This is a genomic window from Micromonospora violae (assembly GCF_004217135.1).
Taxonomy (GTDB): Bacteria; Actinomycetota; Actinomycetes; order Mycobacteriales; family Micromonosporaceae; genus Micromonospora; species Micromonospora violae.
This window is the reverse complement of sequence record NZ_SHKK01000001.1, coordinates 4,426,105-4,451,678: the sequence shown is the minus strand read 5'-3', so window position 1 is coordinate 4,451,678 and position 25,574 is coordinate 4,426,105. Positions and strand designations below refer to the sequence as shown.

Here is a 25,574-nt window from a genome sequence, read left to right as displayed (position 1 = left end):
CTGCCACCCTGTACGGGCGAGGTCTGATGAAAACCCGCGACTGGCCGATCCGCTCGAAGCTGACCGCGTTGGTCGTCGCACCAGTGACCGCGCTGCTGGCACTGTGGATCTTCGCGACCACACTGACCTTCGGTCCGGCCCTGAACCTGCTCTCCGCCCGCACCCTCCTGTACGACCTGGGTCGGCCCGGCGAGACGGTCGTCACCGAGCTGCAACGGGAGCGCCGGCTCTCGGTGGTGCAGCTCGCCGGCAGCACCGAGCTGCCCGCCCTCGCCGAACAGCGCGGGCGCACCGATCGGGCGATCGCCGAACTGCGCCGCCGGGTGGACTCCGAAGCCTTGCGCGACGCCGCTGACGACCTGCTGGAAACCCGGATCGACCAGCTGATCACCGCCCTGGCGGCGCTACCCAGCGGACGGACGTTCATCGACGACCGCAAGGTGGACCGGGCCGGCGCGATCGGCCTCTACAGCGGCATGGTCTCCGCCGCCTTCCAGGCGTTCGCCGGAATGGCCACCCTGACCGACCCGGACCTCAACCGGCAGGCGCTGGCGCTCACCGCGCTGGGCCGCTCCCGGGAACTGCTCGGTCAGGCCGACGCGCTGCTGGCCGGCGCGCTGACCGCCGGACGGTTCGCCGAAGGGGAACACACCCAGCTCGTCCAGGCCATCGGCAACCAACGGTGGCTCACCGAGAACGCCGTGGCGGACCTGCCCGAGAGCAGTCGGCTCGCGTACCAACGGTTGACCGAGGGCGAGGCGTTCACCCGGCTGAGTCGGATGCAGGACGCGCTCGTCGTACCCGACCGGTCCGGTCGGCCGGCGGTCGACGCGGCGTCCTGGCAGGCCAGCCAGGACGCGGTGCAGCAGCAGTTGCGGGACTTCGAGCTGTCCGAGGCCGACGCTCTCACCGACCGCTCGGTGCCGATGGCGGTCCGCATCCTGGTGCGGCTCGCCGCCGCCGGCGTGCTCGGGCTCGTCGCCGTTGTCGTCTCGGTGCTGGTGGCGCTGCGGGTCGGCCGTACCCTGGCCCGACGGCTCAGCAGCGTCCGCACCGCCGCGCTGGAACTGGCCGAGCACCGGCTGCCCGACGTGGTGACCCGGCTGCGCCGGGGCGAGCAGGTCGACGTCGCCCGGGAAGCGCCGCCGCTGGAGTACGGCCACGACGAGATCGGCGAGGTCGGGCGCGCCTTCACCGAGGTGCAGCGCACCGCCGTCCAGGCCGCGGTGGACGAGGTCACCCTGCGCCGCGGGCTCAACGAGGTCTTCCTCAACATCGCCCGGCGGAGCCAGAGCCTGGTGCATCGTCAGCTGCACCTGCTGGACCGGATGGAACGCCGCAGCGAGGACCCGGACGAACTGGCCGAGCTGTTCCAGGTCGACCACCTGGCCACCCGGCTCCGCCGGCACGCCGAGGACCTGGTCATCCTCGCCGGCTCCGCGCCGGGCCGGGGTTGGCGGAACCCGGTCGCGATGGTCGACCTGATCCGCGGCGCGATCTCCGAGGTCGAGGCGTACGAACGGGTGGACATCACCACCGTGCAACCGGCCGGCGTGCTGGGGCGGGCGGTCGGCGACGTCATCCACCTGCTCGCCGAGCTGGTCGAAAACGCCACCGCCTTCTCCCCGCCGGACACCCGGGTCACCGTCACCGGGGCGCAGGTGGCCAACGGGTACGCCCTGGAGATCACCGACCAGGGGCTGGGCATGTCCGAGACGGCGCTGGAGACCGCCAACACCCGGCTGGCCAGCTCGCCCGAGTTCGACCCGGCGCAGAGCGCCCGACTCGGACTGTTCGTGGTGGCCCGGTTGGCGGCCCGGCACGGCGTACGGGTGCGGTTGCGTTCCGCCGGGGAGGGCGGCGTGACCGCCGTGGTGCTGGTCCCCAGTGACCTGGTCACCACCGAACCACCGGCCGGCCCGGACCCTGCCACGCTCGGTGCCGCGTCGGCGGACCCGAGCCGGCGGCTGGCGCGGACGGCGCGTCGGGGCGCGGTCACCCGCCCGCGTACCCGCCCGCCGACGGCCCCCTCCGCCAGCACCGCCCCGCCCGCCCCACCCGCCGGAGCGCCGACCTCGGCCACCCCGCCTGCCGTGGGGCGCGACGGCGGGGCGGCGACCCCCGACGAGCCGGACGACGAGCTGGATGGCCTGCCCCAGCGGGTGCGACGTCGTACCCCCGCCGCCCAACCCCGCTCGACCGCCACCGACACGCCGTCGCCCCGCTCGCCGGAGGAGGTCCGTCAGGTGATGGCGGCGCTACAGGCCGGCACGGCGCGCGGACGCGCCACCGCCATCACCCCGAAAGCGCCGACCGCGCCGACCGGTCCGGCGGCCCCGCCGGCCACCACCGACCCGCCGCCGACCCCCGAACCCCCGACCGCGACTGAGAGGGACGCCTAGTGCGGCATTCGACGAAGCAGAGCGCCGGCCTCGACTGGTTGCTCGACGAACTGGTGCAACGGGTACCGGCCGCCCGGCAGGCGGTGGTGCTCTCCGCCGACGGCCTGCTGCTCGGCCGTTCGACCGAGCTGGAGCGCTCCGACGCCGAACACCTCTGTGCGCTCGCCGCCGGCTTCTCCAGCCTCGCCCGAGGGGCCAGCCAGCATGTGGACGGCGGCCCGGTCCGGCAGACCGTGGTGGAGATGGAGTCGGCGTACCTCTTCGTCACCGCCGCCGGGCAGGGCGCCAGCCTGGCCGTGGTGAGCGACGCCGACGCGGACATCGGGCTGGTCGCGTACGAGATGGCCATGCTGGTGATCCGGGTGGGGGAGAGCCTCGCCGCGCCGGCCCGATCGGCAGCGGGTGCCGGAGATGCGGACTGAGCCGCCCGGGCCGCAGCATGAGTGGCTCGACGGTGACGCCGGCCCGGTGATGCGCCCGTACACGCTCACCGGCGGCCGGGTACGCTCCGCCGTCGACGGTTTCAACCTGGTCGCATTCGTGTTGGCCGCCGCCGGCGATGCGGCAAGCCATCCGCACGTGCTGCCGGAGCACCGACGGCTGGTCGCGTTGGCCCGTCAGCCGGTGTCGGTGGCCGAACTGGCCGCCGAGCTGGACCTCGCGGTCGGCGTGGTCCGGGTCCTGCTCGGTGATCTCCTCGCCGAGGGACTGGTCACGGTGCACGAGCCGCCGACCGCCGGCATCCTTCCCGACGACGACATCCTCAAGGCGGTGGTCAGTGGACTCCGTGCGCTATGACCAGGTGCGCACCAGCACCACCATCCCGCTGGCCCTGAAGATCCTCATCGCGGGAGGCTTCGGGGCTGGCAAGACGACGTTGGTGAGCGCCCTGAGTGAGGTTCGTCCGTTGCAGACCGAGGAGGTGTTGACCGGTGCCGGGATCGGCACCGACGACATCTCCGGCGTGGAGGGCAAGTCCACCACCACGGTGGCGATGGACTTCGGCCGGATCACCATCAACGACGACCTGCAGGTCTACCTGTTCGGCACACCGGGTCAGGACCGGTTCTGGTTCCTCTGGGACGAGCTGGCCTTCGGCGCGCTCGGTGCGGTGGTGCTCGCCGACACCCGGCGACTGGCCGACTGCTTCCCCTCCATCGACTACTTCGAGCAGCGCGGCATCCCGTTCGTGGTGGGCGTGAACTGTTTCGACGACTCCCGCCGGTTCAACCTGGAGACCGTACGTCGAGCGCTCGACCTGGACCCGGACGTGCCGATGGTGCTCTGCGACGCCCGGGACCGGCAGTCCGGGAAGATGGTGTTGATCTCTCTGGTGGAGCACGTCGCCCGGCAGCGCGGCGAGCCGGTGCCGGCGGCCTGAGAACCGGGCCGAAAAGCTGGTTAACGGGCCGGCAACGCGGGCAGCCTCTGGTTGGATCAACGGAGGATGCCGGCGGAGGAGTTGGACGTGAGCGGTCAGGGCGAGGTCGTCCACATCGGGGGCTACACCGCGCAGAGCGGTGGACGGGGCAGCGGCATCGTCGCGGCGCACCGCGACCCGCGGACCGGGGCGCTGACCCCGCTCGGCACGGTGGCGGCCACGCCGTCCCCCTCCTTCCTGGCGCGGCACCCCAGCGAGCCGGTGCTCTACGCGGTCAACGAGCTGACGGACGGGGAGGTCAGCGCCTGGCAGGTCGGGGCGGACGGCGCGTTGGACCCGCTCGGCAGCCAACCGACCGGCGGCGCGGAGCCCTGCCACCTGGCGGTGCTGCCCGGCGGCGGTCACCTGCTGGCGGCCAACTACGGCAGCGGCAGCATCGCGGTCTTTCCGCTCGACCCGCGGGGGGTGCCCGGCGAGCGCACCGACCTGGTGGTGCACGAGGGGCACGGGCCCGACCCGGAACGCCAGGACCACGCCCACGCGCACATGGTCTCGCCGGGAGCGGGTCGGGGGCCGGTCTTCGCCGTGGATCTCGGCACCGACTCGGTCTACCGCTACGACCTGGACGACGCGACCGGACGACTGGTGCCGCGTGCGCCGCGGATTCGTACCACGCCCGGCACCGGCCCCCGGCACCTGGCCCGACACCCGGACGGACGGCGCTGCTACCTCGTCGGTGAGCTGGACGCCTCGGTCACCGCCTATGACCTGACCGACGACGGCGCGTTGCACCAACGCGGGCGGGTCGAGGCGAGCGGGCGGACCGGTCACGTCCAACCCTCGGAGGTCGCGGTCGCCCCGGACGGCCGGTTCCTCTACGTCGCCAACCGTGGGGTGGGGACCGTGGCGGTCTTCACCCTGGCCGGGGCGTTGCCGGAACTGGTGACCGAAGTGGACACCGGCGGCGAGTGGCCCCGGCACTTCGCCCTGATCGGGGCGCACCTCTACGTCGCCGACGAGCGGGCGGACATGGTGCGGGTGTTCCGGCGCGACGCCGACACCGGCGTCCTGGACGCGGTCGGCGAGCCGGTGCCGGTGCCGAGCCCGACGTGCGTGCTGCCCTGAACTCCACAGTGCGGACATGAGGTTGACCCTCGTTTGACGACGCCACGAGGCTGCTCCGTCACTCTGTGTTGTAAAAAGGGGGGCAACTGTTTCTCCTCCGTAACTTTAGGCCGAACGGATGTGGCAGAGACCGCACCTAGTACGCAAGATGGTCACCGTGTCAGCAGGCCGCCATCGCATGCGTTCGAAACTCCACCTAGCCGCCGCCGCCGCAACGGCCGGGGTGCTCGTCGTCACGACCGGCGCGTGGTTCGGCTATCGGGAGTTGATCCAACCCAGCTGCTCGGGGGAGATCCGCCTTGCCGTGGCGGTCGCCTCCGAACTCGCGCCGGCAGTGGACGCCGCCGCGTCCCAGTGGGTCAAGGACGGCGCGGCGGTAGGCCCGACCTGCATCCGGGTCGACGTCTCCGCGTCCGACCCGGTCGACGTGGCGGCCGTGGTGGCGGCCAAGCACGGCGCGGTGCTGGCCGGTGTGGGGCAGGCCAGTGGCACCGCCGTCAGCCCGGACGTCTGGGTGCCCGACTCCTCGACCTGGCTGCTGCGGTTGAAGAAGGACGCGACCGCGTTCGCCCCGACCAACGGGGCGTCCATCGCACGTAGCCCGATCGTCGTCGCGATGCCCGAGCCGACCGCCCTCCGGCTGGGTTGGCCGGACAAGAAGTTCAACTGGACCGACCTGCTCAAGCTGGTCAACAACCCGGGCACGCCGCTGCGGACCGGGATCGTCGAGCCGACTCGCGACGCGGCCGGTCTCTCCGGACTGCTCTCGTTGACCGCAGCCGCCAACGGCGCTGGTGGCAACGCCCAGCGCAACACCGTCGGCGCGCTGCGCGCACTGGCCACCGGGCGCTCCTCGCTCCGCAACGACCTGCTGGCCCGCTTCCCGACAGCCAACGACGCGACCTCCATCGCCAGTGCTCTCGGTGCGGCGGCCCTGTCCGAAGAAGACGTGATCGCCTTCAACAGCAAGAAGCCGCCGGTGCCGCTCGCCGCGCTCTACATGGAGCCGGCGCCGATGCCGCTGGACTACCCGTACGCGGTGCTGCCCGGCATCGAGCCGAGCAAGGCGTCGGCGGCCCGGGTGCTGTTCGAGCTGCTCACCAGCCCTTCCTTCCGGGACCGGCTCGCCGCGCAGTCGCTGCGTGCGCCAGACGGCAACTGGGGTGAGGGCTTCAAAGCGCCGCAGGGTGCGCCGAGCCCGTCCGGTGGCGCGCCCACCGCGCCGGCGAACGGCGGCACCGCGGCGGGTGGCCTGGACCCGGCCGCCATCCAGCGGGTCGTCTCCAGTTGGTCCATCGCCACCCAGTCCGGTCGGATGCTGGCCGTCATCGACGTCTCCGGCTCGATGAAGGACGAGGTGCCGAGCGCCAACAACCGCAGTCGGGAGGAGGTCACCGTCGACGCGGCCCGCCGCGGCCTCGGCCTCTTCGACGACTCCTGGTCGATCGGTCTGTGGACCTTCTCCACCAAGCTGGTCGGCAGCCGGGACTACCGGGAGCTGGTGCCCATCGGCCCGCTGTCCAGTCAGCGAGGCCAGTTGGAGGGCGCGCTCGCCACCATCAAGCCCTCCAGCGGCGACACCGGCCTCTACGACACCACGCTGGCCGCGTACCAGGCGGTGCAGGAAAACTGGCAGCCCGGCCGGGTCAACTCGATCGTGCTGTTCACCGACGGCAAGAACGAGGACGACAACGGCCTCACCCAGCAGCAGCTGCTCGGCAAGCTCAAGCAGCTCGCCGACCCGGAGCGGCCGGTCCAGGTCATCATGATCGGTATCGGTGAGGGCGTCAGCAAGGCGGAGCTGGAGTCGATCACCAAGGTGACCGGTGGGGACGTCTTCGTCACCAAGGACCCGAGCGAGATCGGCAGCATCTTCCTCAGCGCCATCGCGCGACGCCCCCCAGCGCCCCGCTGACCCGACGCTCAAACGTCGAGGGGTCTGCCCGACCGTCGATTCGGTGTGGCAGGCCCCTTTGCGGCCACCGAGTTGTTGAAGAAAAGTGACGGCAATACGTCGGAAGCAATCGGCGGTCATAGTTGTCAAGGCAGGATGTCGACTGTTCCGGCATGGTCGGTCCGCCTACGGTCCGACCCGTCGGCCGGGGCCATCCTGTACAGAGGGGGAGGGCCGGTGAGCGTGGCGACACTCTTGACCCCCGCCACGTCGGCGGAGCCGGACGGTCGACGCACCGGGCTGGTGGCGCGCGCCGACGAACGGTCCTACGTCCGGGTCCTGGTCGTGCTGGACACCAGCATCCTCATCATCGCGCTGCTGATCGGGTACGTCGCCCGTTTCGGTGAAGGTGAGCCGACCGGCTCGGAGATCCCGTACGTGCTCGTCGCCCCGGGCCTGGTGCTGGCCTGGCTGATCTCGCTCAAGGCGCTCGGCTGCTACGACGACCGGGTGATCGGCTACGGCGCGGACGAGTACCGGCGGGTCAGCTCGGCCAGCCTGCGGTTGGCCGGGGCGATCGCCATCATCGGTTACATCGCCGACGTCGGCGTCTCCCGGGGTTTCCTGGGCATCTCCTTCGCGGTGGGCACCGTCGGGCTGGAGGTGGCCCGTTTCGCCGCCCGCAAGCGGCTGCACCGGGCCCGCTCGCTCGGCGCCGGCTGGTCCCGCAAGGTGCTGGTGGTCGGCGACACCGCCCACGTGCTGGAGTTGGTCCACACACTGCGGCGCGAGCCGTACGCCGGCTACCAGGTGGTGGGCGCCTGCATCCCGGACGCGCTGCTCGCGCCGGTGGCACAGCGGCTGGGCGACGTGCCGGTGGTGGGCTCGTTCCGGGGCATCCCGGAGGCCGCCACCGCGATCGGCGCGGACACGGTCGCGGTGACCGCCTCCGGCGAGCTGACCGCGACCCGGCTGCGCCGCCTCGGCTGGCAGTTGGAGGGGACCGGCGTCGACCTGGTCGTCGCACCCGCGCTGACCGACGTCGCCGGCCCGCGGATCCACACCCGCCCGGTCGCCGGCCTGCCGCTGATCCACGTCGAGGCACCCGAGTTCCGCGGAGCCCGCAAGCTGGTCAAAGGTCTCGTCGACAGGTCCGTCTCGTCGCTGGCGCTGGCGATGCTGCTGCCGCTGATCGCCATCATCGCCCTGGCCATCAAACTGGACAGCCGAGGCCCGGTGCTGTTCCGGCAGGTCCGGGTCGGCCGGGGCGGGCAGGAGTTCGGCGTGTTCAAGTTCCGCACCATGGTGGTGAACGCGGACGCGCTGCTCGCCGAGTTGGCCGCGCGTAACGAGACCGACGGCCTGATGTTCAAGATGCGCCAGGACCCGCGGGTGACCCGCGTCGGCCGGCTCCTGCGCAAATGGTCCCTGGATGAGCTGCCGCAGCTGGTGAACGTCCTGCTGGGTCAGATGAGCCTGGTCGGGCCGCGCCCGCCGCTGCCGTCGGAGGTGGCCCGCTACGACGGCGACGTGGCCCGGCGGCTACTGGTCAAGCCGGGTATGACCGGCCTGTGGCAGGTCAGTGGCCGCTCTGACCTGAGCTGGGAGGACGGCATCCGGCTCGACCTCTACTACGTGGAGAACTGGTCCCTCGCCGCCGACCTCACCATTCTGTGGAAGACCTTCGGCGCGGTGCTGAACGGTCGCGGAGCGTACTGACCGCCGGTCACGGTTGCGGGCCGGTCCAGTCCAGGCAGACAACCACCGCGTCGTCGACCAGGTCACCGGCCACGAACGCGCGCAGATCACCGATCAGCGACCGGACGGCGTCCAGGGGTGCCATCGGCCCGGTCCGCCGCAGGAACCGGTCCAGCGCCGTCTCGCCGTAGCGCGCCTGCTGGCTGGTGGCGTCCACCACCCCGTCGCTGACCACGAAGACGCGGTCGCCGCGCTCCAGCGGGAACCTCTGCTCGTGGTAGTCGGTCGCCTCGAACATGCCCAGCGGGAACTGCGCCTCCAGGGGCTGCTCGGTGACCTCCCCGTCGCGAAGCAGAACCAGCCGGGGCGACCCGGCGTCCACCACGGTCATCATCCCGGAGCGCAGGTCCAACTCCATCAGCAACGCGGAGAGGTGCTGCTCGCCCCGGTACAGGTCGTAGATTGCCTGATCGGCGAGGGCGGCCTGGTCGGCCAGGCCCAGCCCGGCCCGACGCGCGTTGCGCAGCGCGTGGGTGCCCAGCGAGGTGAGCAGGGAGGCGGCCACGCCCTCACCGGTGCCGTTGATGGTGGACAACCAGAGCCGTTCCCCGTCGTCGGACCAGTCGAAGCTGTCGCCGCGCACCGCGTACGCCGGCTCCAACTGCCCGGCCAGGCTGAACGACGGACGGATCCGGCTGCGCCCGGGGAGCAGGTCCCACTGCATCTCGGCGGCCAGGGTGAGACGTTGGCTGCGCCGGGCCGCCCGATAGACGTCGGTGCCAGCGGAGACCGCCGCCACCTCGTGGGCGAGCGCGGTGGCGACCTCAGCCAGCGCGGTGAGAGCCTCCCGGTCGTCCGGCACGGGAGACAGGCGCAGCACCCCTCGGCGTTCGCCACGCATGGTGACCGGGATCCAGGCGGCCCCATCGATCAGTATCGGCGACTGGTGGTCGAAGGCGCGCCAGGCCGGGTGCCCGGGGTTCGTGATCGAATCACCCTCGGTGAGGGGCAGCAGCTCCGCGAGCCGATAGTCGACCTGGTATAGCTCGACGTCGGTGATGCCGTACGACCGGGCGAGCACCTCCCCGACACCACCGACGAGCCGGTCAGCTGGTGCCTCGTTCAGGGCGCGTCGTGCCTGATTGACCGGTTCGCTCATCCTCGCTCCTCGCGCAAAGCTCGACCACCAGTGGGTTCGGAGTAGTCTCGGGCCACCATGGCCGAACTGAACGGTCCGACGGACCCTGAGACGAGTATGGCTGCCACGCTGGACGCGGCAGCCGCTGCCCTGCTGGGCATCTGGGAGTCTGCCCGGGAGGGGACCGCCAACCGGGTCTCCGGCGCACAGTTGCGGGCGGTGATGGTGGTGGAGCAGTCCGACGGGATCAACCTGCGTCGGCTCGCCACCCGACTCGACATGCTGCTCAGCTCCGCCAGCCGCCTCTGCGACCGGCTGGTCGCCGCCGGCATGTTGGAGCGCGAGCCGGGCCGCTTCGACCGCCGGGAGATCTCGCTGCACCTCACCCCGGAGGCCCGCCGGCTCCTCGCCGACCTGCGGGCCGACCGCCAGGCCCAACTCGCCGCCGTGCTGGCCGGGATGAGCCCGGAGGGCCGCGACGCGCTGCTGGGCGGGATGCGGGAGTTCGACGAGACCGCCCGCCGCCAGCAGGCGCGCAACGCGTCGACGCCGGGCGAGTCGACGGGCCCGGGGCACTGGCCGGACGGTCCGGACCGGCCCGGCGGAGAGTCGGGGGACTGGTCGGTCGAGTCGGGCCGGCAGACCCGAGCGGTGTGGACGGGTGCGTCGGGCGGCCCGGAGCGATCGGTCGGCACCACCCGGGAATGGCCGGCCGGCGACCCGCCGGTGGCGCGTACCGCCTGATCACGCCGGCCGGGCCTCCGCCCGCCGGTCAGGGCGGTGCCGACGCGCCCACGGCCAGCATCGCGATGTCGTCGTGGGCCTGCCCGTCCAGCCAGTCGTCGACCGCCCGGAGCACCCGGTCGATCAGCGCCGCCGGCGGTTGCCCGGCCGCCGCCACCAACGCGGCACGCAGCCGCGCCTCACCGAACATCGCCGCGTCGCGCGGGCCGCGCGCCCCGGTCACCCCATCGGTGTACGCGAGCAGCAGGTCGCCCGGATCGGGGTGCACCCGGGTCTCGGCGAACCGTGCGGCGGTCAGCGCCCCCACCGGCATGCCACCGACCGGGACCGGGGTGACCGTGCCGTCGGCGGTGACCAGCAGTGGCGCGGGGTGCCGGGCTGGCGGGTCACGGTCACCGCCCGACGCCGGCTCGCGTCTGACGACGTGTGCACATGCTGACTCTCGACTCCTCACCGGGGATCGTTGCCTGGCAGCAAGGGTACCGATCCGCCCCGACAGCAGGCGCCGACGCCGGTGGCGATCAGCTGGAGCGCGCCAACCAGCCGGCGGGCTGGGCGACGATCCGGCGGGCCACCGAACCGGCGGCGCCCACCGCGGCGGCCTCCGCGCCGAGGGTCGAGGGCCGGACCGTGACCGGCGACCAGGCCGCGGTGAGCACCCGGGCGCTGATCTCGGCGAGGACCGGGGGGCACAGCCAGGGTGCGAGCGCCGCGTAACCGCCACCGAGCACCACGGTGTCCAGGTCGAGCAGGTTGACGACACCGGCCACCGCCACGCCGAGTGCCGTTCCGGCGTCGTGCAACGCCCGCAGCGCGTCGGCGTCGCCGGCCTCGGCCAACTCGGCCAGCCGGGCCGTCGCGGTGTCCGCGGGAAGCTCCGCCCGGGCCAGCCCGGCGGCGGACACGATTGCCTCCTGGCCGGCGTACTGCTCCAGGCAACCCTGCCCTCCGCAGCGGCACGGACGGCCCTCGGGGTGCACCGGGAGGTGCCCGATCTCGCCGCTCCACCCGCGTACGCCGCGAAACAGCGCGCCGTCCAGCACGATGCCGGCACCGATGCCCACCTCACCGGAGATGTGCAGAAAGCTGGTCGGGCCGGGTGGCTGGGAGTGCAGCTCACCGAGCGCGGCGAGGTTGGCCTCGTTGTCCACCATCAACGCGGGCACGCCGGGCACCTGCTCGATCAGCGGAGGGTGTTCGGCGAGCAGCGCGGGCACCGGCACGTCGTGCCAGCCGAGGTTCGGCGCGAGCCGGACCACCCCGGCGTCGTCCACCAGACCGGGCACCGCGAGCGCGGCGCCGGCCAGGGTGAGGCCGTCTCGGGCGGCGTCGTCGCGGGCCGCGCCGGCCATCTCGACCAGGCGGGCCAGGGCGTCGGCGGGGGCCACCGGGCGTAGGTCGGCCCGGTGCACCGTGCGGTGCCGGACCTGGCCGGCGAGATCCACCACGCAGACCGCCAGGTAGTCGACGTTGACCTCGAGGCCGAGCCCGGCGGGCCCCTGATCGGCCAGGACCAGCCCGCGCGCCGGGCGGCCGGCACCCGAGCGGGGTGCCGGGTCGGACTCGCTGACCAGTTGTCCGGCGAGCAGGTCCTCGACCACCGCGGATACGGTGGCTCTGGTCAGGCCGGTGGCGGTCGCCAGGTCGGCCCGGGAGGGAGGTCGGTCGGCTGCGGCGATCCGGCCGAGGACCAGGGCGAGGTTGAGCTCGCGCAGACTGCCCTGACGGGCTGCGCCGGCCGGGGCGTGGGTGAGGCTCACCCCTTGACAGTGCCATAGGGTGGGCAAATAATTCAATCGCTGAACAAATAGCGGACAACACCACCCCGGAGGTCGCTCATGGCACCCCGTCCCACCCCCGCCGACAAGTTCTCCTTCGGGCTCTGGACCGTCGGCTGGCAGGCCCGTGACCCGTTCGGTGACGCCACCCGCCCCGAGCTCGACGCGGTCGAGGCGGTGCACCGGCTCGCCGAGCTGGGCGCGTACGGCATCACCTTCCACGACGACGACCTGATCCCGTTCGGGGCCGACGCCGCCACCCGGGACCAGCACATCGCCCGGTTCCGCAAGGCCCTCGACGAGACCGGGCTCGTGGTGCCGATGGTCACCACCAACCTCTTCACCCACCCGATCTTCAAGGACGGCGGCTTCACCAGCAACGACCGCGACGTCCGCCGCTTCGCCCTGCGCAAGGTGCTGCGCCAGGTCGACCTGGCCGCCGAGCTGGGCGCGAGCACCTTCGTGATGTGGGGTGGCCGCGAGGGCTCCGAGTACGACCTCGCCAAGGACGTCCAGGCCGCCCTGGACCGCTACCGCGAGGCGGTCAACCTGCTCACCCAGTACGCCATCGACAAGGGCTACAACCTGCGGTTCGCCCTGGAGCCCAAGCCCAACGAGCCGCGCGGCGACATCCTGCTGCCGACCATCGGGCACGCGCTCGGCTTCATCTCCCAGCTCGAGCACCCGGAGATGGTCGGCCTCAACCCGGAGGTCGGGCACGAGCAGATGGCCGGGCTCAACTACGCCCACGGCATCGCCCAGGCGCTCTGGCAGGGCAAGCTGTTCCACCTGGACCTCAACGGTCAGCGCGGCATCAAGTACGACCAGGACCTGGTCTTCGGCCACGGTGACCTGATGAACGCGTTCGCCCTGGTGGATCTCCTCGAGAACGGTGGCCCCAACGGCGGGCCGACCTACGACGGGCCGCGGCACTTCGACTACAAGCCGTCGCGCACTGAGGACATGGACGGGGTGTGGGCCTCCGCGGCGGCCAACATGAGCACCTACCTGCTGCTCAAGGAGCGCGCGGCGGCGTTCCGCGCCGACCCCGAGGTGATCGAGGCGCTGGCCGCCAGCAAGGTCGGCGAGCTGAGCACGCCGACGCTCGGCGATGGCGAGGGCTACGAGGAGTTCCTGGCCGACCGGTCCGCGTTCGAGGATGTCGACGTCGACGCGGTGGCCGCCCGGGGCTTCGCCTTCGTCCGGCTCAACCAGCTCGCCGTCGAGCACCTGCTCGGCGCGCGCTGAGGCCCCGCCATGCCGTTGGTCGCAGGCGTTGACTCGTCCACGCAGTCCTGCAAGGTGGTGATCCGGGACGCGGAGACCGGCGCTCTGCTGCGGCAGGGCCGGGCACCGCACCCGGACGGCACGGAGGTCGACCCGGAAGCCTGGTGGCAGGCGCTGCGCAGCGCCGCCGACCAGGCCGGCGGGCTGGCCGACGTGGCGGCGATCTCCGTCGCCGGCCAGCAGCACGGCATGGTGTGTCTCGACGAGGACGGCCGGGTGGTCCGCCCGGCGCTGCTGTGGAACGACACCCGATCCGCCGACGCCGCCGCCGACCTCATCGAGGAGGCCGGCGGCGGCTCGGTCGGGAGCCGGTTCTGGGCCGACGCCACCGGCAGCGTTCCGGTGGCCAGCTTCACCATCACCAAACTGCGGTGGCTGGCCCGGCACGAGCCGGAGCTGGCCGCCCGGGTGGCCGCCGTCTGCCTGCCCCACGACTGGCTGACCTGGCGGCTGGCCGGCGCACCCGGGTTGGGCGCGCTGCGTACCGACCGGGGCGACGCCAGCGGCACGGGTTACTGGTCACCGGCGACCGGCGAGTACCGACTGGACCTGCTGGAGCGGGGCTTCGGTCGGCGCCTGGTGGTGCCTGAGGTGCTCGGTCCGGCCGAGTCGGCGGGGAAGCTCGCCGACGGGCTGGGCGGGCCGGGTGGTGCGCTGCTCGGCGCGGGCACCGGGGACAACGCTGCCGCCGCGCTGGGTGTCGGTGCCGGCCCGGGTGACGTGGTCGTGTCGATCGGCACCTCCGGCACCGTGTTCAGCATCGCCGACGTGCCGGCCGCCGACCAGAGCGGCGCCGTCGCGGGCTTCGCCGACGCGTCCGGCCGTTTCCTGCCCCTGGTCTGCACGCTCAACGCGGCCCGGGTGCTGGACGCCGCCGCCGCGATGCTCGGCGTCAACCTGGACGAGCTGGCAGAGCTGGCGCTCTCCGCGCCGGCTGGGGCGGACGGGCTGGTCATGGTGCCTTACCTGGAGGGTGAGCGGACGCCGAACCGACCGCTCGCCACCGGCGCGGTGCACGGTCTGACCCTGCGCACGTCGACCCCCGCGCACCTGGCCCGGGCCGCCGTGGAGGGCATGCTCTGCGCGCTCGCCGACGGCCTGGACGCGTTGACCGCGCAGGGTGCCACCGTCCGCCGGGTCATCCTGGTCGGCGGCGGGGCCCGGTCGGCCGCGGTGCGTCAGATCGCCCCGCAGGTCTTCGGCTGCCCGGTCGTCGTCCCACCAGCCGGGGAATACGTCGCCGACGGCGCCGCCCGGCAGGCCGCCTGGGTCGCCCTCGGTGGCGACGCGCCGCCGGCCTGGGCCGTGGAGGGCACCGAGGAGTACGCGGCGGCAGCCGTCCCCGCCGTCCGCGACCAGTACGCCGCGGCACGTGGTCTGGTGCTCGACCGGCGCTGAGCGTCGGGATCGACACGGGTGGGTGTGGGTCAACGGTGACCCACACCCACCCGCGTGACGACCTCCGGCACGGAGTCTGATTGGCTGCCGGTCATGACGGTGACCAGTGGCGGCCCCGGCCCGCGCCCGCACGGCCGGGGCGGTGGGCCGGCGCACCGGTTGTACAGCGTCGTGGTGTTCGTGCTGCTCGCCTCACTGGACAACGTGGCGATCGGGCTGGTCCCCCCGCTGTACGGCCCGATCTCCGACGCGTTCGACGTGTCGGGGCGGCTGCTCGGGGTGGTCACCGCGGTCAGCTTCCTGGTGAGCGCTGTCGCGGCGGTGGGCTGGGCGTACGTCGGGGACCGGACCAACCGCAAGCCGCTGCTCATGGTGGGCACGCTCCTCTGGGCGACGGGCACCGGTGGTAGCGCGCTTGCCGACGGCTACCTGATGTTCCTGGCCGCGCAGTTGGTCGCTGCGGTCGGCCTCGGCGCGGTCGGCTCGGTGGGTTTCTCGGTGGTCACCGACCTGATCTCACCGACCCGACGTGGGCTGGTGATGAGCTTCTGGGGACTCTCCCAGGGAGTCGGCACCCTCGCGGGCACCCTCGTCGGCGGGCTGCTCGGGGCGGCCGACTGGCGGCGGCCGTTCCTGCTGCTGACCGGTGTCGGCCTGGCCGCCACCCTGGCCTACCTGTTCACGTACGACATTCGGCGTGGGCAGAGCGAGCCGGAGCTGGCCAGCCGGCTCGACGCGGGCGCCGAGTACGACTACCGGATCAGCCGCGCCGACCTGCCGCGCATTCTGGCCCGGCGGACCAACCGGTGGCTGATCCTGCAGGGTCTGACCGCGCAGGCCGCGTTCGGCTCCCTGGTCTGGCTGCCGGTGCTCTTCGCCGAGCGGGCCGAGGCCCAGGGTTACTCGACGTCGACGGCGGTGGTGGTGGGCAGCGTTTTCGCCACCCTGTTCCAGCTCGGTGGGGTGCTGTCCATCGTGGGTGGGTTGATCGGCGACGCGGTGCAACGGCGTACGCCGCGGGGGCGGGCACTCGTCGCCTCGGTCGGCATCCTCGCCGCGCTGCCGTTCTACCTGGTGCTGTTCTTCGTCCCGGTGACCATCGACGTGCCGGACGGCGCGACCGGCGGCGCGGTGGTCGGTGCGGTGCTGGCGAGTGTGTTCACCGAGCCGTCGGTCGGGCTGAGCCTGCTCACCGCGATCGTGGCGCTCGCGTTGACCTCGGCCAACTCGCCGAACTGGTTCGCGCTGATCGCCGACGTCAACCCACCGGAGCACCGGGGCACGGTCTACAGCCTGGGCAACCTGGTGAACGGGGTCGGTCGCGCGGCCGGCAACGGATTGGTCGGGGTGGCCTTCCAGGCACTGCGAACGGCGTTCCCGCCGCCGCTGAACTTCGCCGTCGGGCTGGCCGCGTTCCAGCTCTTCTTCATACCTACCGGTGTCATGTACTGGCTCGCCTCGCGCACCTCACCGGCGGACATCGACAACGTGCACGACCTGCTGCACGACCGAGCCGACCACCTCTGACCGCGCCCCCGCGCGCCCGCCCCGCGCCCCCGCCTGCCCGGGGGCCACCCCCAGCCTATCCGGTCGATCATGGACTTGTGGTGCCCGGTTCGGTGACTCGTGGGGGTTTTGTCACCCACCACAACTCCATGATCGACGAGGCTGGGCGGGTGGCACGCGCGGGAGCATCCGACGCGGATGCTCCGTCGGCGCGGGGCGCGGGGGTGAATCGTTTACGACATCAGCTCCACAGCGGGCCGGTCCACACCGACCAGCCCGCCCGCGAGTATCGCTCGGCGGGACGGGCCGGTCGGTGTGGACGGGCCGGTCGACGCGAGATCAGCCGCGCAGCCAGACGGTCACGTCGGTCGGGACCGCACCGTCCTCGTCCAGGGCCGCGCTGGCGGCGAGGACCTCGGCATCGGCCGGCACCGGCACCGGGGCGGCACCGAAGTTGGTCAGCACGGTCAGCTCACCATTGCGGAAGCTCAGCACCTCGTCGCCGGAGGACAACCACTCCAGGGTGCCGCGGCCCAGCCCGTGCGCACGACGCAACCGCAGCGCGGTGCGGTACAGCTCGTACGTCGAGCCGGGCACGTCGCGCTGGCGGTCCAGCGCGTACTCCGCCCAGAGCGCGGGCTGCGGCAGCCAGCTCGCGTCGCTGGGCCCGAAGCCGTACGACGGGGCGTCGGCCTCCCACGGGATCGGCACCCGGCAGCCGTCCCGGCCGCGCTGGGTGTGCCCGGTGCGGACCCAGGTCGGGTCCTGCCGGGCCTCGTCGGGCAGCGTGGTGTGCTCGGGCAGCCCCAGCTCCTCGCCCTGGTAGAGGTACGCCGAGCCGGGCAGGGCGAGCATCAGCAGGGTGGCCGCCCGGGCCCGGCGCAGGCCGAGCGCGGCGTCCGGCTGCGGGTCGCCGATGCCGATGCCGTTGGGCCGTACGGTGCCGACCGGCAGGCCGAGCCGGGAGGCGTGCCGGACCACGTCGTGGTTGGACAGCACCCAGGTGGTCGGCGCGCCGACCGAGTCGGTCGCCTCCAACGAGCGGGTGATCACCGCGTACTGGGCCGGTGCGGTCCACGCGGCGAGCAGGTACTCGAAGTTGAACGCCTGGTGCATCTCGTCCGGGCGGACGTAGCGGGCCAGCCGCTCGGCCGGCTCCACCCAGGCCTCGGCGACCAGCACCCGCTCACCCGGGTAGCTGTCCAGAACCTGCCGCCACTGCCGGTAGATCTCGTGCACACCGTCCTGGTCCCACATCGGTGGGCGAGGCTTGTCGATCTCGTTGCCGGAGAGGATCTCCTGCGGCTCCTGCCAGTCGGCCAGGTCGGCCTGCTTGACCAGGCCGTGTGCCACGTCGACCCGGAAGCCGTCCACCCCACGGTCCAACCAGAACCGCAACACGTCCAGGAACTCGGCGTGCACCTCGGGGTTGTCCCAGTTGAGGTCCGGCTGGCCGGTGTCGAACAGGTGCAGGTACCACTGGCCGGGCTGCCCGTCGGCGTCGGCGGTCCGGGTCCAGGCGGGGCCACCGAAGACGCTCTGCCAGTCGTTCGGCGGCTGGTCGCCGGCCGGTCCGCGGCCGTCCCGGAAGATGTACCGGGACCGTTCCGGGCTGCCGGGCGCGGCCGGCAGCGCGGCCTGGAACCAGCGGTGCGCCGAGGACGTGTGGTTCGGAACCAGGTCGACGATCACCCGCAGGTTGCGGGACCGGGCCTCGGCGATCAGCTTGTCGGCGTCGGCGAGGGTGCCGAACAGCGGGTCGACGTCCCGGTAGTCGGCCACGTCGTAGCCGGCGTCGGCCTGCGGCGAGGGGTAGAAGGGAGAGAGCCAGACCGCGTCCACGCCCAGCTCAACCAGGTGGTCGAGGCGGGCGGTGATGCCGGGCAGGTCACCGATCCCGTCCCCGTCCGAGTCGGCGAACGAGCGGGGGTAGATCTGGTAGATGGCGGCCTCGGTCCACCAGCCGGTGATCGGCTGACCGGAGGGGGTCTGCTGCGTCGGATCGGTGTTCAGGGTCTTCTCCCGTGTTGCGCTGTGGTTAGGCTTTCAGTGTGCCCGGGGTGGTGCGGTCGACTCCCGCACCACCAGGCGAGTGGGCAGGATCACCGGCGTGTCGCAGTCGGTGCTCTGGTGCCCGGCAATGGGGCCCGGAGGTCGGGCTTCGAGGGGGTCGAGCAGCATCCGGGCGGCTAGTCGGCCCTGCTCGGCGGCGGGCTGGGCGATGGTGCTGAGCCCGAGGATGCCGGCCAGGTCGTGGTCGTCGATGCCGATGACGCTGACGTCCTGCGGCACCCGTAGTCCGGCGTCGCGCAGCGTGGTCATCGCGCCCATCGCCATCTCGTCGCAGGCGGCGACGATCGCGGTCGGTGGTTCGCCGCGGGCCAGCAACTCGACGGTGGCCCGGCTGCCGCCTTCGATGGTGAAGGTGGACTCGACGTCCAGGCTCGGGTCGGTTCGCAGACCCGCGGCCCGCAACTCCGCCTGGTAGCCCCGGCGGCGGTCGAGGTGGGTGGTGAACGCCAACTCGTCATCCCCGTCACCGGAGATGTGTGCGATCCGCCGGTGGCCGAGGTCGATCAGGTGTCGGGTGGCGGCCCGGGCGGCGGCCACGTCGTCGATGCGTACGCACGGCCAGTTGGGCACCCTGCTGCCCGAGCTGATGGTCACCCCGGGCAGTTCAAGCGCGGCCAGCGCGGTCAGGTCGGCCGGCCGCAGGGGCGTGGCGACCAGCATGAGGGCGTCCACCCGCTTGTGCAGGTTGGCCGTCCGCAGGACCCGCTGGCGGATCTGCTCCCGGCCGCCCAGGTTGTAGAGCAGCAGGTCGTAGCCGGACTCGTGGAGGTACTCCTCGACCGCCTCGACGACGGTGCTGAAGAACCATCGGTTGATCCGGGGGACCACCACCGCGACCGTGCCGGTCCGGCCACCGGCGAGCCGGGATGCGCTCGGTGAGACCTCGTAGTCGAGCTGTTCGGCGGCGGCGAGTACCCGGCGTCGGGTGGCCGCCGAGACCGTCGGCAGCCCGCGCAGGGCCCGCGAGACGGTGGCCGTGGACACCCCGGCCAACCGGGCCACATCATCGATCTTCGTCACGGTTTCTCCCGCTCGGTGCCCGACTCGCCCGCCGCCGCCCGAGGGGCCAGGCGGCGGCGGGCGAGCGGGTCAGCCCTTGACGCTGCCGGCGAGCAGACCTCGCACGAAGTAGCGCTGCAGGGACAGGAACACGATGAGCGGTACGACGATGGACACGAATGCTCCGGCCGTCAGCCGTTGCCACTCGTTGCCCCGCGTGCCGGCCATCTCGGCCAGCTTCACGGTGAGCGGGGCGGTCTCGTCGCCGCCACCGGCGAAGATCAGTGCGACCAGCAGGTCGTTCCAGACCCAGAGGAACTGGAAGATGCCGATCGCGGCCAGCGCCGGGGTGATCAGCGGCAGCACGATGGTGCGGAAGATCTTCGGGTGGGTGGCCCCGTCGACCCGGGCCGCCTCCATCAGATCTCCGGGTAGTTGCGAGATGAAGTTGTGCAGCAGGTAGACGGCGAACGGGAGCGCGAAGCAGGTGTGGGCGAACCACACCTGGGCGAACTTCTGTTCGTCGACCAGATCCCAGGCCGGCATCAGGGTGATGCCGCCGAGGGTGACACCGGTGGAGAAGAACTTCAGCAGCGGCACCAAGGCCATCTGCAACGGCACGATCTGCAACGCGAAGATCGCGATGTAGAGCCAGTCCCGGCCGCGGAAGTTGATCCAGGCCAGCGCGTACGCGGCCAGACACGCGAACGCGAGCGGGAAGAGCACCGACGGGATGGTGATCGCCAGGGAGTTGATGAAGGAACCGGCGAGCTGCCCGGAGGACGACGACCGCCCGAACAGGACCTGCTGGTAGTTCTCCAGAGTGAACTGCGGGTTGGTGAAGAACGTCCACCAGCCGGTGGTCTTGATCTCGTCCTCCGGCCGGAACGACGAGACGAAGAGGCCGAAGGTCGGGATGGTCCAGACCACCGCGATGACGATCGACACGAGCGTCGCGGTACGGCTGGTCAACCGCTTGCGGACCCGCCCGGCGGTGGTGGAGGGGGTGCCACTGGTCTGCTGGGTGCCCGTGGCAACGGTGGGCGTTGCGGTCGTCATCTCAGCCCTCCCGCTGTTGACGGAGGTTGCGGATCTGGTAGATCACGATGGGAATGACCAGGATGAAGAGGAAGACCGCCAGCGCGGAGCCCTGGCCGCTCTCGCCGTACCGGAAGGCCTGGTTGTACATCTCGTTGGCGATCACGCTGGTGTCGTAGTTGCCGTTGGTCGCGGTCCGGACGATGTCGAAGACCTTGAGCGTGGCGATCGACAGGGTCACCACCACGACGATCAGCGCCGGGCGGATGGTCGGCATGGTGATCTGCCAGTACATCTGCCACGGGTTGACGCCGTCGAGTCGGGCGGCTTCCACGATGTCGGCGGGGATCGCCTTGATCGCGGCGGAGAGCACCACCATGGCGAAACCGGCCTGGATCCAGATCATGATGACGATCAGCAGCAGCGTGTTCATCGGTGATTCCAGCAGCCACTGCTTCGGCTCACCGCCGAGGCTGACCACGATCTGGTTGAGCAGGCCGATCTGGTCGCCTTCGCCGCGGTAGGCGTAGACGAACTTCCAGATGATGCTGGCCCCGACGAAGGAGATCGCCATGGGCAGGAAGATCAGCGACTTGGCCACGGCCTCGAACCGGACCTTGTCCACCATGATGGCGTAGATCAGACCGAACGCGGTCGCCACCAGCGGGACCAGGAGCACCCAGATCAGGCTGTTGGCCAGGACCCGGACGATCGAGTCTTCGGAGAACATCCAACTGTAGTTGCGCAACCCCACCCAGTTGGTGCTGGTCCGGTCCATCAGGGACAGCAGCACGGTGCGGATGGCCGGCACGACCAGGCCGATGGTGAGCAGCAGCAGCGTCGGCAACAGGAAGAAGAGGGCGAACAGGCCCTCCCGTTGCTTGGGCCGTCGGGACAGCGGGGCTCCGCTCGCGGAGGCGGCAACGAGCTGCGCCTCCCGCCGGCGGGCGAACCAGGCCGGCACGACGTCGAGCAGGAGGAGCAGACCGCCCACCACCAACACGAAGGCGATCAGCCCGTACATCAGCATGAGGAGCTTCGGCTGCTGATCGGCGAAGTCGAACTCCATCAACCCTCCCTATCGGGTCCGCCTCGGCCGGTGGCCCGGCCCGCGTGCGCGGACCGGGCCACCGCCGGGATCACTTCGGCCAGCTGCTCTCGATGCCCTGGAGCACCGGGGCGGTCTGCTTACCGTTCAGCCAGTCGACCATGCCCTTCCAGAACGTTCCCGCGCCGACGGCGGCCGGCATCAGGTCGGATCCGTCGAAGCGGAAGGTGCCGGTCTTGTCCTGGAGGATCTGGACGGAGAGCTTGTCGATCGGGCTGGCCACGTTGGCGATGTCCAGCTTGTTGTTCGCCGTGACCCAGTTGCCGAGCTTCGCGCGGCTGTTGACGTACTCGGCGGAGGCGAGGTAGGTCTGCACCGCCTGAACCTCGGGACGGTCCGCGTACGCGACGACGAACTCGCCCGCGCCCAGGACCGGCTTGCCCTTGGCCGGGTCGATCGCCGGGAAGTAGAAGGCGAACGCGTCGCCGTCCTCGGCGACCTTGGTGCCCTCGGGGAACTGGTTGGCGTAGAACGACGCCTGCCGGTGCATCGCGCACTTGCCGTTGGTCACCGGCACGCCCGCCTCCTGGAAGGAGGTGGTGGTGATGCTCTTGACGCCGCCGAAGCCGCCGTTGACGTACTTCTCGTTCTTGAGGATGCTGCCGGCGCGGTCAACCGCGTCGACGATCTTCGGGTCGTTGAACGGGATGGCGTGCGTGGTCCACTGGTCGTAGACCTCGGGGCCCTGCGTACGCAGGATCACGTCCTCGATCCAGTCGGTGGCCGGCCAGCCGGTGGCGTCACCGGACTCGACGCCCACGCACCACGGCTTCATGCCGCTCGCCGCGATCTTGTCGCTCAGGGCGATGAGCTGGTCCCAGGTGGTCGGAACCTCCCAGCCCTTCTCCTTGAACGTCTTCGGCGAGTACCAGACGAAGGACTTCACGTTGGCGCCGAGCGGCACGCCGTAGAGCGTCCCGTTGACGGTGCCGTACTTCAGCCAGTCGGCCGGCATGTTCTGCTCGGCCAGGGCCTTGGTGTCGGCGCTGAGGGACTTCAGCTTGCCGGCGTCGGCGAACCGCTTCACCAGGCCCGGCTGGGGCACGAAGGCGATGTCGGGGGCGTTGCCGCCGTCGACCCGCACGGGGAGTTGCGCCTCGAACTCGCCGCTGCCCTCGTAGTCGATCTCGATGCCGGTGCAGTCGGTGAACTGCGACCAGGAGCGCTCCAGCAGGTCGGCCTCGGCGTCACGGATGGACGCGTAGATCGAGACCTTCTTGCCGTCGTGGCCCTCGTACTTGTCGTATGCGGCGCACTCCGCGGAGCCCGCTTTGCTGCTCTTCTTGTCGTCGCCGGTACCGCAGGCGGTGGCGCTGAGCGCCAGCCCGAGTACACCGGCGATCACGAAGGCCTGGCGTGGTCTGGTAAAGACCGCCATGCCGTCCTCCTTCCTAGCCGGCGCGGTCGTGCTGGTGACCCGTCGCCGGTCCGATTGGGCGTGCACACATGTAAGCGCTTGCATCCGGCGCGGTCCACCCCCTGTCAGACACGAGCGAGTAACAATCCGGAAACCTGCAGGCTGCCTGGTGGGCGCGCTGGCGGGGCATGCCGAGGGCTCTTTCGAAGATTGGCGATATCTGTCAGGCTGAACGCAACAGATCGAAGGTTTTCAACATAGGAGGAGCTGTATGCGAAAGCGATGGATCAGCCTGCTGGTGACGGGTCTCTTGGTCGGGGGCGCGCTGGCTCCGGCGACGCCTGCGCTGGCCGCGCCAACCTTCCGGGTGCCGTTCCCGTGCGGGCAGACCTGGTCCGGGCAGACCCGGTCGGGCCACAGTCCGGCGTACGCCATCGACTTCAACCGCACCAACGACTCCGGCGACCCGGTGGTCGCCAGCGCACCCGGCACCGTCGACCGGGTCACCGACCTCGGCGGCACCAGCTACGGCAAATACGTCCGAATCAACCACGGGGGCGGTTACAGCACCTACTACGCGCACCTCAGCGGCTTCAACGTCTCGGTCGGGCAGACGGTCGGGTACGGCAAGGTGATCGGCTGGGTCGGCAGCACCGGGGGATCGACCGGCCCACACCTGCACTACGAGCAGCGCCTCAACGGCGCCGACATCCAGGTCCGCTTCAACGGCAGCCTCGCGCTCTACTGGGGCACCAGGAACTACACCAGTGGCAACGGGTGCGCCTCGGGCAGCGGCAACGGCACTGTCAACACCAGCGGCACCCCGCTGACCGTCCGCTCCGGGCCCGGCACCGGGTACGCCTCGGTCGGCACCGTCGCCGACGGCACCCGGGTGACCATCGCCTGCCAGACCAGTGGCACCACCGTCACCGGCACGTACGGCACCAGTTCGATCTGGGACCGGATCGGCTCCGGCCGCTTCATCGCGGACGCGTACGTCTACACCGGTCACGACGGCTACATCCCCAACGTCCCCCGCTGCTGACCAGGGAACGACAGCGCCCCGACGGGTGCTGCCCGTCGGGGACCGCCCGGTCAGTTGTTCAGCTGCCAGATCGACAGGTTCAGCGCGGCGGCGAAGGTGACCCAGGCCCAGTACGGCAGCAACAGCGATGCCGCCACCCGGGACACCCGGGCGAAGAGCACCACGGTCAGGCCGATGGCCAGCCACATCAGCACGATCTCGGCGAACGCCAGGCCGTACCGCCCCGCGCCGAAGAACAGCGGAGTCCAGATCGCGTTGAGCACCAGTTGGGCGGTCCACGCCCAGAGGGCGGTGGAGAAGCCGACCCGCCGCCACACCAGCCAACCGGCCACCGCGATCAGTGCGTAGAGCACCGACCAGACCGGGCCGAAGAGCCACGAGGGCGGTGCCCAGCCGGGCTGCCGCAGGCTCGCGTACTCGTCGGTGGTGCCCTGCACGCCCAGCCCGCCGATCGCGGCCGCGACGACGACCGCCGCGGCGAAGCCGGCCAGGGCCCACCACGTTCGCCGCCCGGATCTCGCCGACGCGTTCCGAGATATCTCCATGCTCAAGATGTTTCCGCCCGCGCACGACTCAAACCCGGACGCAAAGCGCCGGGACCGCCGTCGACCGGTGCTCCTGTCGGGAGGACGAAGCTCCGATCGCGGCGACCCCGGCGGGTCCCGGTGTTACGGCTGACGAACGTTAATTGAAGATGCTGACGCCACCAGGGCCGACCAACAGCCCGACGATGATGAGGACGATGCCCCACAGGATCTGCCGGCGGAACAGCGCGAGAATGCCGGCGACCACGAGTACGACTGCGAGAATCCAGAGAATCAGCTCCATGACCTCTGACTACCCGACTGGCCGATTGGGGAAACCTGGTCGGTGTCGAGTTGATCGCCAACGTGGAAGACGCTGTACGCCTGCTTGATCACCGGGTGCGCGACGTTGCGGACGCGTACCCCGCCCGGGGTCGTGCCGCGCTCGGTGCCGGCGTGCGCGTGCCCGTGCACGGCCAGCGCCGTGGGCGCCGAGTCGATCGCCTGTCCCAACTGGTACGACCCGAGGAACGGGTAGATCTCCAACGGTTCGCCGGCCAGCGTGTCCGGCACCGGTGAGTAGTGGGTGAGCGCGACCAGCATGTCGCAGTCCAGCGAGCGCAGCGCCGCACCGAGCTGGTCCGCACTGTCGGTGGTGGTCCGCACGAAGGCCTTCATCTCCGGCTCGCCGAAGTCACTCGCGCACCGCCCGGCGAACCCGCCGCCGAAACCCTTCACGCCGGCGATGCCGAGCCGCCCACCCGCGCAGTCCAGCACGACGCCGTTGCCCTCCAGCACGGTGATGCCCGCGTCCTCCAGCACCTTGACCACCTGTGGCACCTGGTCACACTGGTGGTCGTGGTTGCCCAGCACGGTCACCACCGGTACAGCCAACCCACCGAACTCCTGGGCCACGCAGCGCGCCTCGGCCTCGGTGCCGTGCCGGGTCAGGTCCCCGGCCAGCAGCAGCACATCGGCGCACTCCGGCAACTCCTCCAACGCCGGTCGGAACCGGCCGACCACGTCCTCGTCCAGATGCACGTCGCCCACGGCGGCGATCCGGATCACCATGGAACCTC

23 protein-coding genes are annotated in these 25,574 nt (G+C 71.4%); 12 read left to right on the top strand and 11 right to left on the bottom strand.

What is annotated here, in order from left to right; genetic code table 11:
* Nucleotides 1-26 precede the first annotated feature (26 nt).
* The 7 genes from EV382_RS19755 to EV382_RS19725 all read left to right on the top strand — a co-directional run bounded on the left by EV382_RS19755 (nucleotide 27) and on the right by EV382_RS19725 (nucleotide 8,521).
* The gene (locus tag EV382_RS19755) at nucleotides 27-2,402 is read left to right on the top strand and encodes a sensor histidine kinase (protein WP_130404004.1); all 2,376 of its coding nucleotides are present in this window, start codon (nucleotides 27-29) and stop codon (nucleotides 2,400-2,402) included.
* Nucleotides 2,402-2,824, top strand: a complete 423-nt coding sequence (locus EV382_RS19750) for a roadblock/LC7 domain-containing protein (RefSeq protein WP_130404002.1) — start codon at nucleotides 2,402-2,404, stop codon at nucleotides 2,822-2,824. Before EV382_RS19755 ends, EV382_RS19750 begins: the two co-directional genes overlap by 1 nt.
* The gene (locus EV382_RS19745; RefSeq protein WP_130404000.1) at nucleotides 2,814-3,200 is read left to right on the top strand and encodes a DUF742 domain-containing protein; all 387 of its coding nucleotides are present in this window, start codon (nucleotides 2,814-2,816) and stop codon (nucleotides 3,198-3,200) included. Before EV382_RS19750 ends, EV382_RS19745 begins: the two co-directional genes overlap by 11 nt.
* Complete coding sequence (locus EV382_RS19740) at nucleotides 3,181-3,783, top strand: GTP-binding protein (RefSeq protein ID WP_130403998.1); 603 nt, start codon at nucleotides 3,181-3,183, stop codon at nucleotides 3,781-3,783. Before EV382_RS19745 ends, EV382_RS19740 begins: the two co-directional genes overlap by 20 nt.
* An 87-nt stretch (nucleotides 3,784-3,870) precedes the next feature.
* Nucleotides 3,871-4,908 carry a lactonase family protein gene (locus tag EV382_RS19735; RefSeq protein WP_208758456.1) on the top strand — a complete coding sequence of 346 codons (1,038 nt, stop codon included), beginning with the start codon at nucleotides 3,871-3,873 and terminating at the stop codon, nucleotides 4,906-4,908.
* A 157-nt stretch (nucleotides 4,909-5,065) separates the two neighbouring features.
* The gene (locus tag EV382_RS19730) at nucleotides 5,066-6,823 is read left to right on the top strand and encodes a substrate-binding domain-containing protein (RefSeq protein WP_130403994.1); all 1,758 of its coding nucleotides are present in this window, start codon (nucleotides 5,066-5,068) and stop codon (nucleotides 6,821-6,823) included.
* A 216-nt stretch (nucleotides 6,824-7,039) separates the two neighbouring features.
* On the top strand, nucleotides 7,040-8,521 hold the full coding sequence (locus EV382_RS19725) for a sugar transferase (RefSeq protein WP_130403992.1): 1,482 nt from the start codon (nucleotides 7,040-7,042) through the stop codon (nucleotides 8,519-8,521).
* A 7-nt stretch (nucleotides 8,522-8,528) separates the two neighbouring features.
* On the opposite strand, the gene EV382_RS19720 is transcribed toward EV382_RS19725, so the two are convergent.
* The gene (locus EV382_RS19720) at nucleotides 8,529-9,659 is read right to left on the bottom strand and encodes a PP2C family protein-serine/threonine phosphatase (protein WP_130403990.1); all 1,131 of its coding nucleotides are present in this window, start codon (nucleotides 9,657-9,659) and stop codon (nucleotides 8,529-8,531) included.
* Nucleotides 9,660-9,755: 96 nt separating this feature from the next.
* Between EV382_RS19720 and EV382_RS19715 the strand changes: the two genes are divergently transcribed.
* A complete protein-coding gene (locus EV382_RS19715) occupies nucleotides 9,756-10,382 on the top strand; it encodes a MarR family winged helix-turn-helix transcriptional regulator (protein ID WP_130403988.1) in 627 nt (208 codons plus the stop codon).
* 28 nt (nucleotides 10,383-10,410) lie between these two features.
* Here the strand turns inward: EV382_RS19715 and EV382_RS19710 are convergent, their stop codons facing one another.
* Both EV382_RS19710 and EV382_RS19705 read right to left on the bottom strand, forming a co-directional pair.
* Complete coding sequence (locus EV382_RS19710; RefSeq protein WP_244236763.1) at nucleotides 10,411-10,836, bottom strand: PP2C family protein-serine/threonine phosphatase; 426 nt, start codon at nucleotides 10,834-10,836, stop codon at nucleotides 10,411-10,413.
* A gap of 67 nt (nucleotides 10,837-10,903) precedes the next feature.
* Nucleotides 10,904-12,142 (bottom strand): ROK family transcriptional regulator, encoded by a 1,239-nt coding sequence (locus EV382_RS19705; protein ID WP_208758455.1) that lies wholly within the window; start codon nucleotides 12,140-12,142, stop codon nucleotides 10,904-10,906.
* Nucleotides 12,143-12,220: 78 nt separating this feature from the next.
* Here EV382_RS19705 and xylA point away from each other — a divergent pair, with 78 nt between their 5' ends.
* The 3 genes from xylA (at nucleotide 12,221) to EV382_RS19690 (ending at nucleotide 16,372) form a co-directional block, all read left to right on the top strand.
* Entirely contained in the window at nucleotides 12,221-13,408 is a 1,188-nt protein-coding gene (gene xylA, locus EV382_RS19700) for a xylose isomerase (protein ID WP_130403984.1), read from the top strand.
* A 9-nt stretch (nucleotides 13,409-13,417) separates the two neighbouring features.
* Nucleotides 13,418-14,845 (top strand): xylulokinase, encoded by a 1,428-nt coding sequence (xylB, locus tag EV382_RS19695; protein WP_130403982.1) that lies wholly within the window; start codon nucleotides 13,418-13,420, stop codon nucleotides 14,843-14,845.
* A 93-nt stretch (nucleotides 14,846-14,938) separates the two neighbouring features.
* The gene (locus tag EV382_RS19690; protein ID WP_130403980.1) at nucleotides 14,939-16,372 is read left to right on the top strand and encodes an MFS transporter; all 1,434 of its coding nucleotides are present in this window, start codon (nucleotides 14,939-14,941) and stop codon (nucleotides 16,370-16,372) included.
* 318 nt (nucleotides 16,373-16,690) lie between these two features.
* On the opposite strand, the gene EV382_RS19685 is transcribed toward EV382_RS19690, so the two are convergent.
* The 5 genes from EV382_RS19685 to EV382_RS19665 all read right to left on the bottom strand — a co-directional run bounded on the left by EV382_RS19685 (nucleotide 16,691) and on the right by EV382_RS19665 (nucleotide 22,947).
* On the bottom strand, nucleotides 16,691-18,364 hold the full coding sequence (locus tag EV382_RS19685; RefSeq protein WP_130403978.1) for a glycoside hydrolase family 13 protein: 1,674 nt from the start codon (nucleotides 18,362-18,364) through the stop codon (nucleotides 16,691-16,693).
* A 33-nt stretch (nucleotides 18,365-18,397) separates the two neighbouring features.
* Nucleotides 18,398-19,444 carry a LacI family DNA-binding transcriptional regulator gene (locus EV382_RS19680; RefSeq protein ID WP_130403976.1) on the bottom strand — a complete coding sequence of 349 codons (1,047 nt, stop codon included), beginning with the start codon at nucleotides 19,442-19,444 and terminating at the stop codon, nucleotides 18,398-18,400.
* Between the two features lie 69 nt (nucleotides 19,445-19,513).
* Nucleotides 19,514-20,482: a carbohydrate ABC transporter permease gene (locus tag EV382_RS19675; RefSeq protein ID WP_130403974.1), complete on the bottom strand. Its 969-nt coding sequence runs from the start codon at nucleotides 20,480-20,482 to the stop codon at nucleotides 19,514-19,516.
* Between the two features lies 1 nt (nucleotide 20,483).
* Complete coding sequence (locus EV382_RS19670; protein ID WP_130403972.1) at nucleotides 20,484-21,530, bottom strand: carbohydrate ABC transporter permease; 1,047 nt, start codon at nucleotides 21,528-21,530, stop codon at nucleotides 20,484-20,486.
* Between the two features lie 70 nt (nucleotides 21,531-21,600).
* On the bottom strand, nucleotides 21,601-22,947 hold the full coding sequence (locus tag EV382_RS19665; protein WP_130403970.1) for an ABC transporter substrate-binding protein: 1,347 nt from the start codon (nucleotides 22,945-22,947) through the stop codon (nucleotides 21,601-21,603).
* Nucleotides 22,948-23,197: 250 nt separating this feature from the next.
* Here EV382_RS19665 and EV382_RS19660 point away from each other — a divergent pair, with 250 nt between their 5' ends.
* On the top strand, nucleotides 23,198-23,971 hold the full coding sequence (locus EV382_RS19660; RefSeq protein ID WP_130403968.1) for a M23 family metallopeptidase: 774 nt from the start codon (nucleotides 23,198-23,200) through the stop codon (nucleotides 23,969-23,971).
* A 50-nt stretch (nucleotides 23,972-24,021) separates the two neighbouring features.
* Here the strand turns inward: EV382_RS19660 and EV382_RS19655 are convergent, their stop codons facing one another.
* From EV382_RS19655 to EV382_RS19650, 3 genes are all read right to left on the bottom strand, one after another.
* Nucleotides 24,022-24,516 (bottom strand): TspO/MBR family protein, encoded by a 495-nt coding sequence (locus EV382_RS19655; protein ID WP_130403966.1) that lies wholly within the window; start codon nucleotides 24,514-24,516, stop codon nucleotides 24,022-24,024.
* 139 nt (nucleotides 24,517-24,655) lie between these two features.
* Nucleotides 24,656-24,799, bottom strand: coding sequence for a GPGG-motif small membrane protein (locus EV382_RS32840; RefSeq protein ID WP_165435832.1), 144 nt, complete (start codon nucleotides 24,797-24,799; stop codon nucleotides 24,656-24,658).
* Nucleotides 24,790-25,566: a metallophosphoesterase family protein gene (locus EV382_RS19650; RefSeq protein ID WP_130403964.1), complete on the bottom strand. Its 777-nt coding sequence runs from the start codon at nucleotides 25,564-25,566 to the stop codon at nucleotides 24,790-24,792. Before EV382_RS19650 ends, EV382_RS32840 begins: the two co-directional genes overlap by 10 nt.
* Between the last annotated feature and the right edge of the window lie 8 nt (nucleotides 25,567-25,574).

Bases quoted from the DNA above. Each gene is read 5' to 3' on its own strand.
- EV382_RS19690 (WP_130403980.1), top strand. From the start codon at position 14,939: ATGACGGTGACCAGTGGCGGCCCCGGCCCGCGCCCGCACGGCCGGGGC.
- EV382_RS19755 (WP_130404004.1), top strand. From the start codon at position 27: ATGAAAACCCGCGACTGGCCGATCCGCTCGAAGCTGACCGCGTTGGTC.
- EV382_RS19660 (WP_130403968.1), top strand. From the start codon at position 23,198: ATGCGAAAGCGATGGATCAGCCTGCTGGTGACGGGTCTCTTGGTCGGG.
- EV382_RS19715 (WP_130403988.1), top strand. From the start codon at position 9,756: ATGGCTGCCACGCTGGACGCGGCAGCCGCTGCCCTGCTGGGCATCTGG.
- EV382_RS19745 (WP_130404000.1), top strand. From the start codon at position 2,814: ATGCGGACTGAGCCGCCCGGGCCGCAGCATGAGTGGCTCGACGGTGAC.
- EV382_RS19720 (WP_130403990.1), bottom strand. From the start codon at position 9,659: ATGAGCGAACCGGTCAATCAGGCACGACGCGCCCTGAACGAGGCACCA.
- EV382_RS19655 (WP_130403966.1), bottom strand. From the start codon at position 24,516: ATGGAGATATCTCGGAACGCGTCGGCGAGATCCGGGCGGCGAACGTGG.
- EV382_RS19675 (WP_130403974.1), bottom strand. From the start codon at position 20,482: ATGACGACCGCAACGCCCACCGTTGCCACGGGCACCCAGCAGACCAGT.
- EV382_RS19650 (WP_130403964.1), bottom strand. From the start codon at position 25,566: ATGGTGATCCGGATCGCCGCCGTGGGCGACGTGCATCTGGACGAGGAC.
- EV382_RS19670 (WP_130403972.1), bottom strand. From the start codon at position 21,530: ATGGAGTTCGACTTCGCCGATCAGCAGCCGAAGCTCCTCATGCTGATG.
- xylA (WP_130403984.1), top strand. From the start codon at position 12,221: ATGGCACCCCGTCCCACCCCCGCCGACAAGTTCTCCTTCGGGCTCTGG.
- xylB (WP_130403982.1), top strand. From the start codon at position 13,418: ATGCCGTTGGTCGCAGGCGTTGACTCGTCCACGCAGTCCTGCAAGGTG.
- EV382_RS32840 (WP_165435832.1), bottom strand. From the start codon at position 24,799: ATGGAGCTGATTCTCTGGATTCTCGCAGTCGTACTCGTGGTCGCCGGC.
- EV382_RS19665 (WP_130403970.1), bottom strand. From the start codon at position 22,947: ATGGCGGTCTTTACCAGACCACGCCAGGCCTTCGTGATCGCCGGTGTA.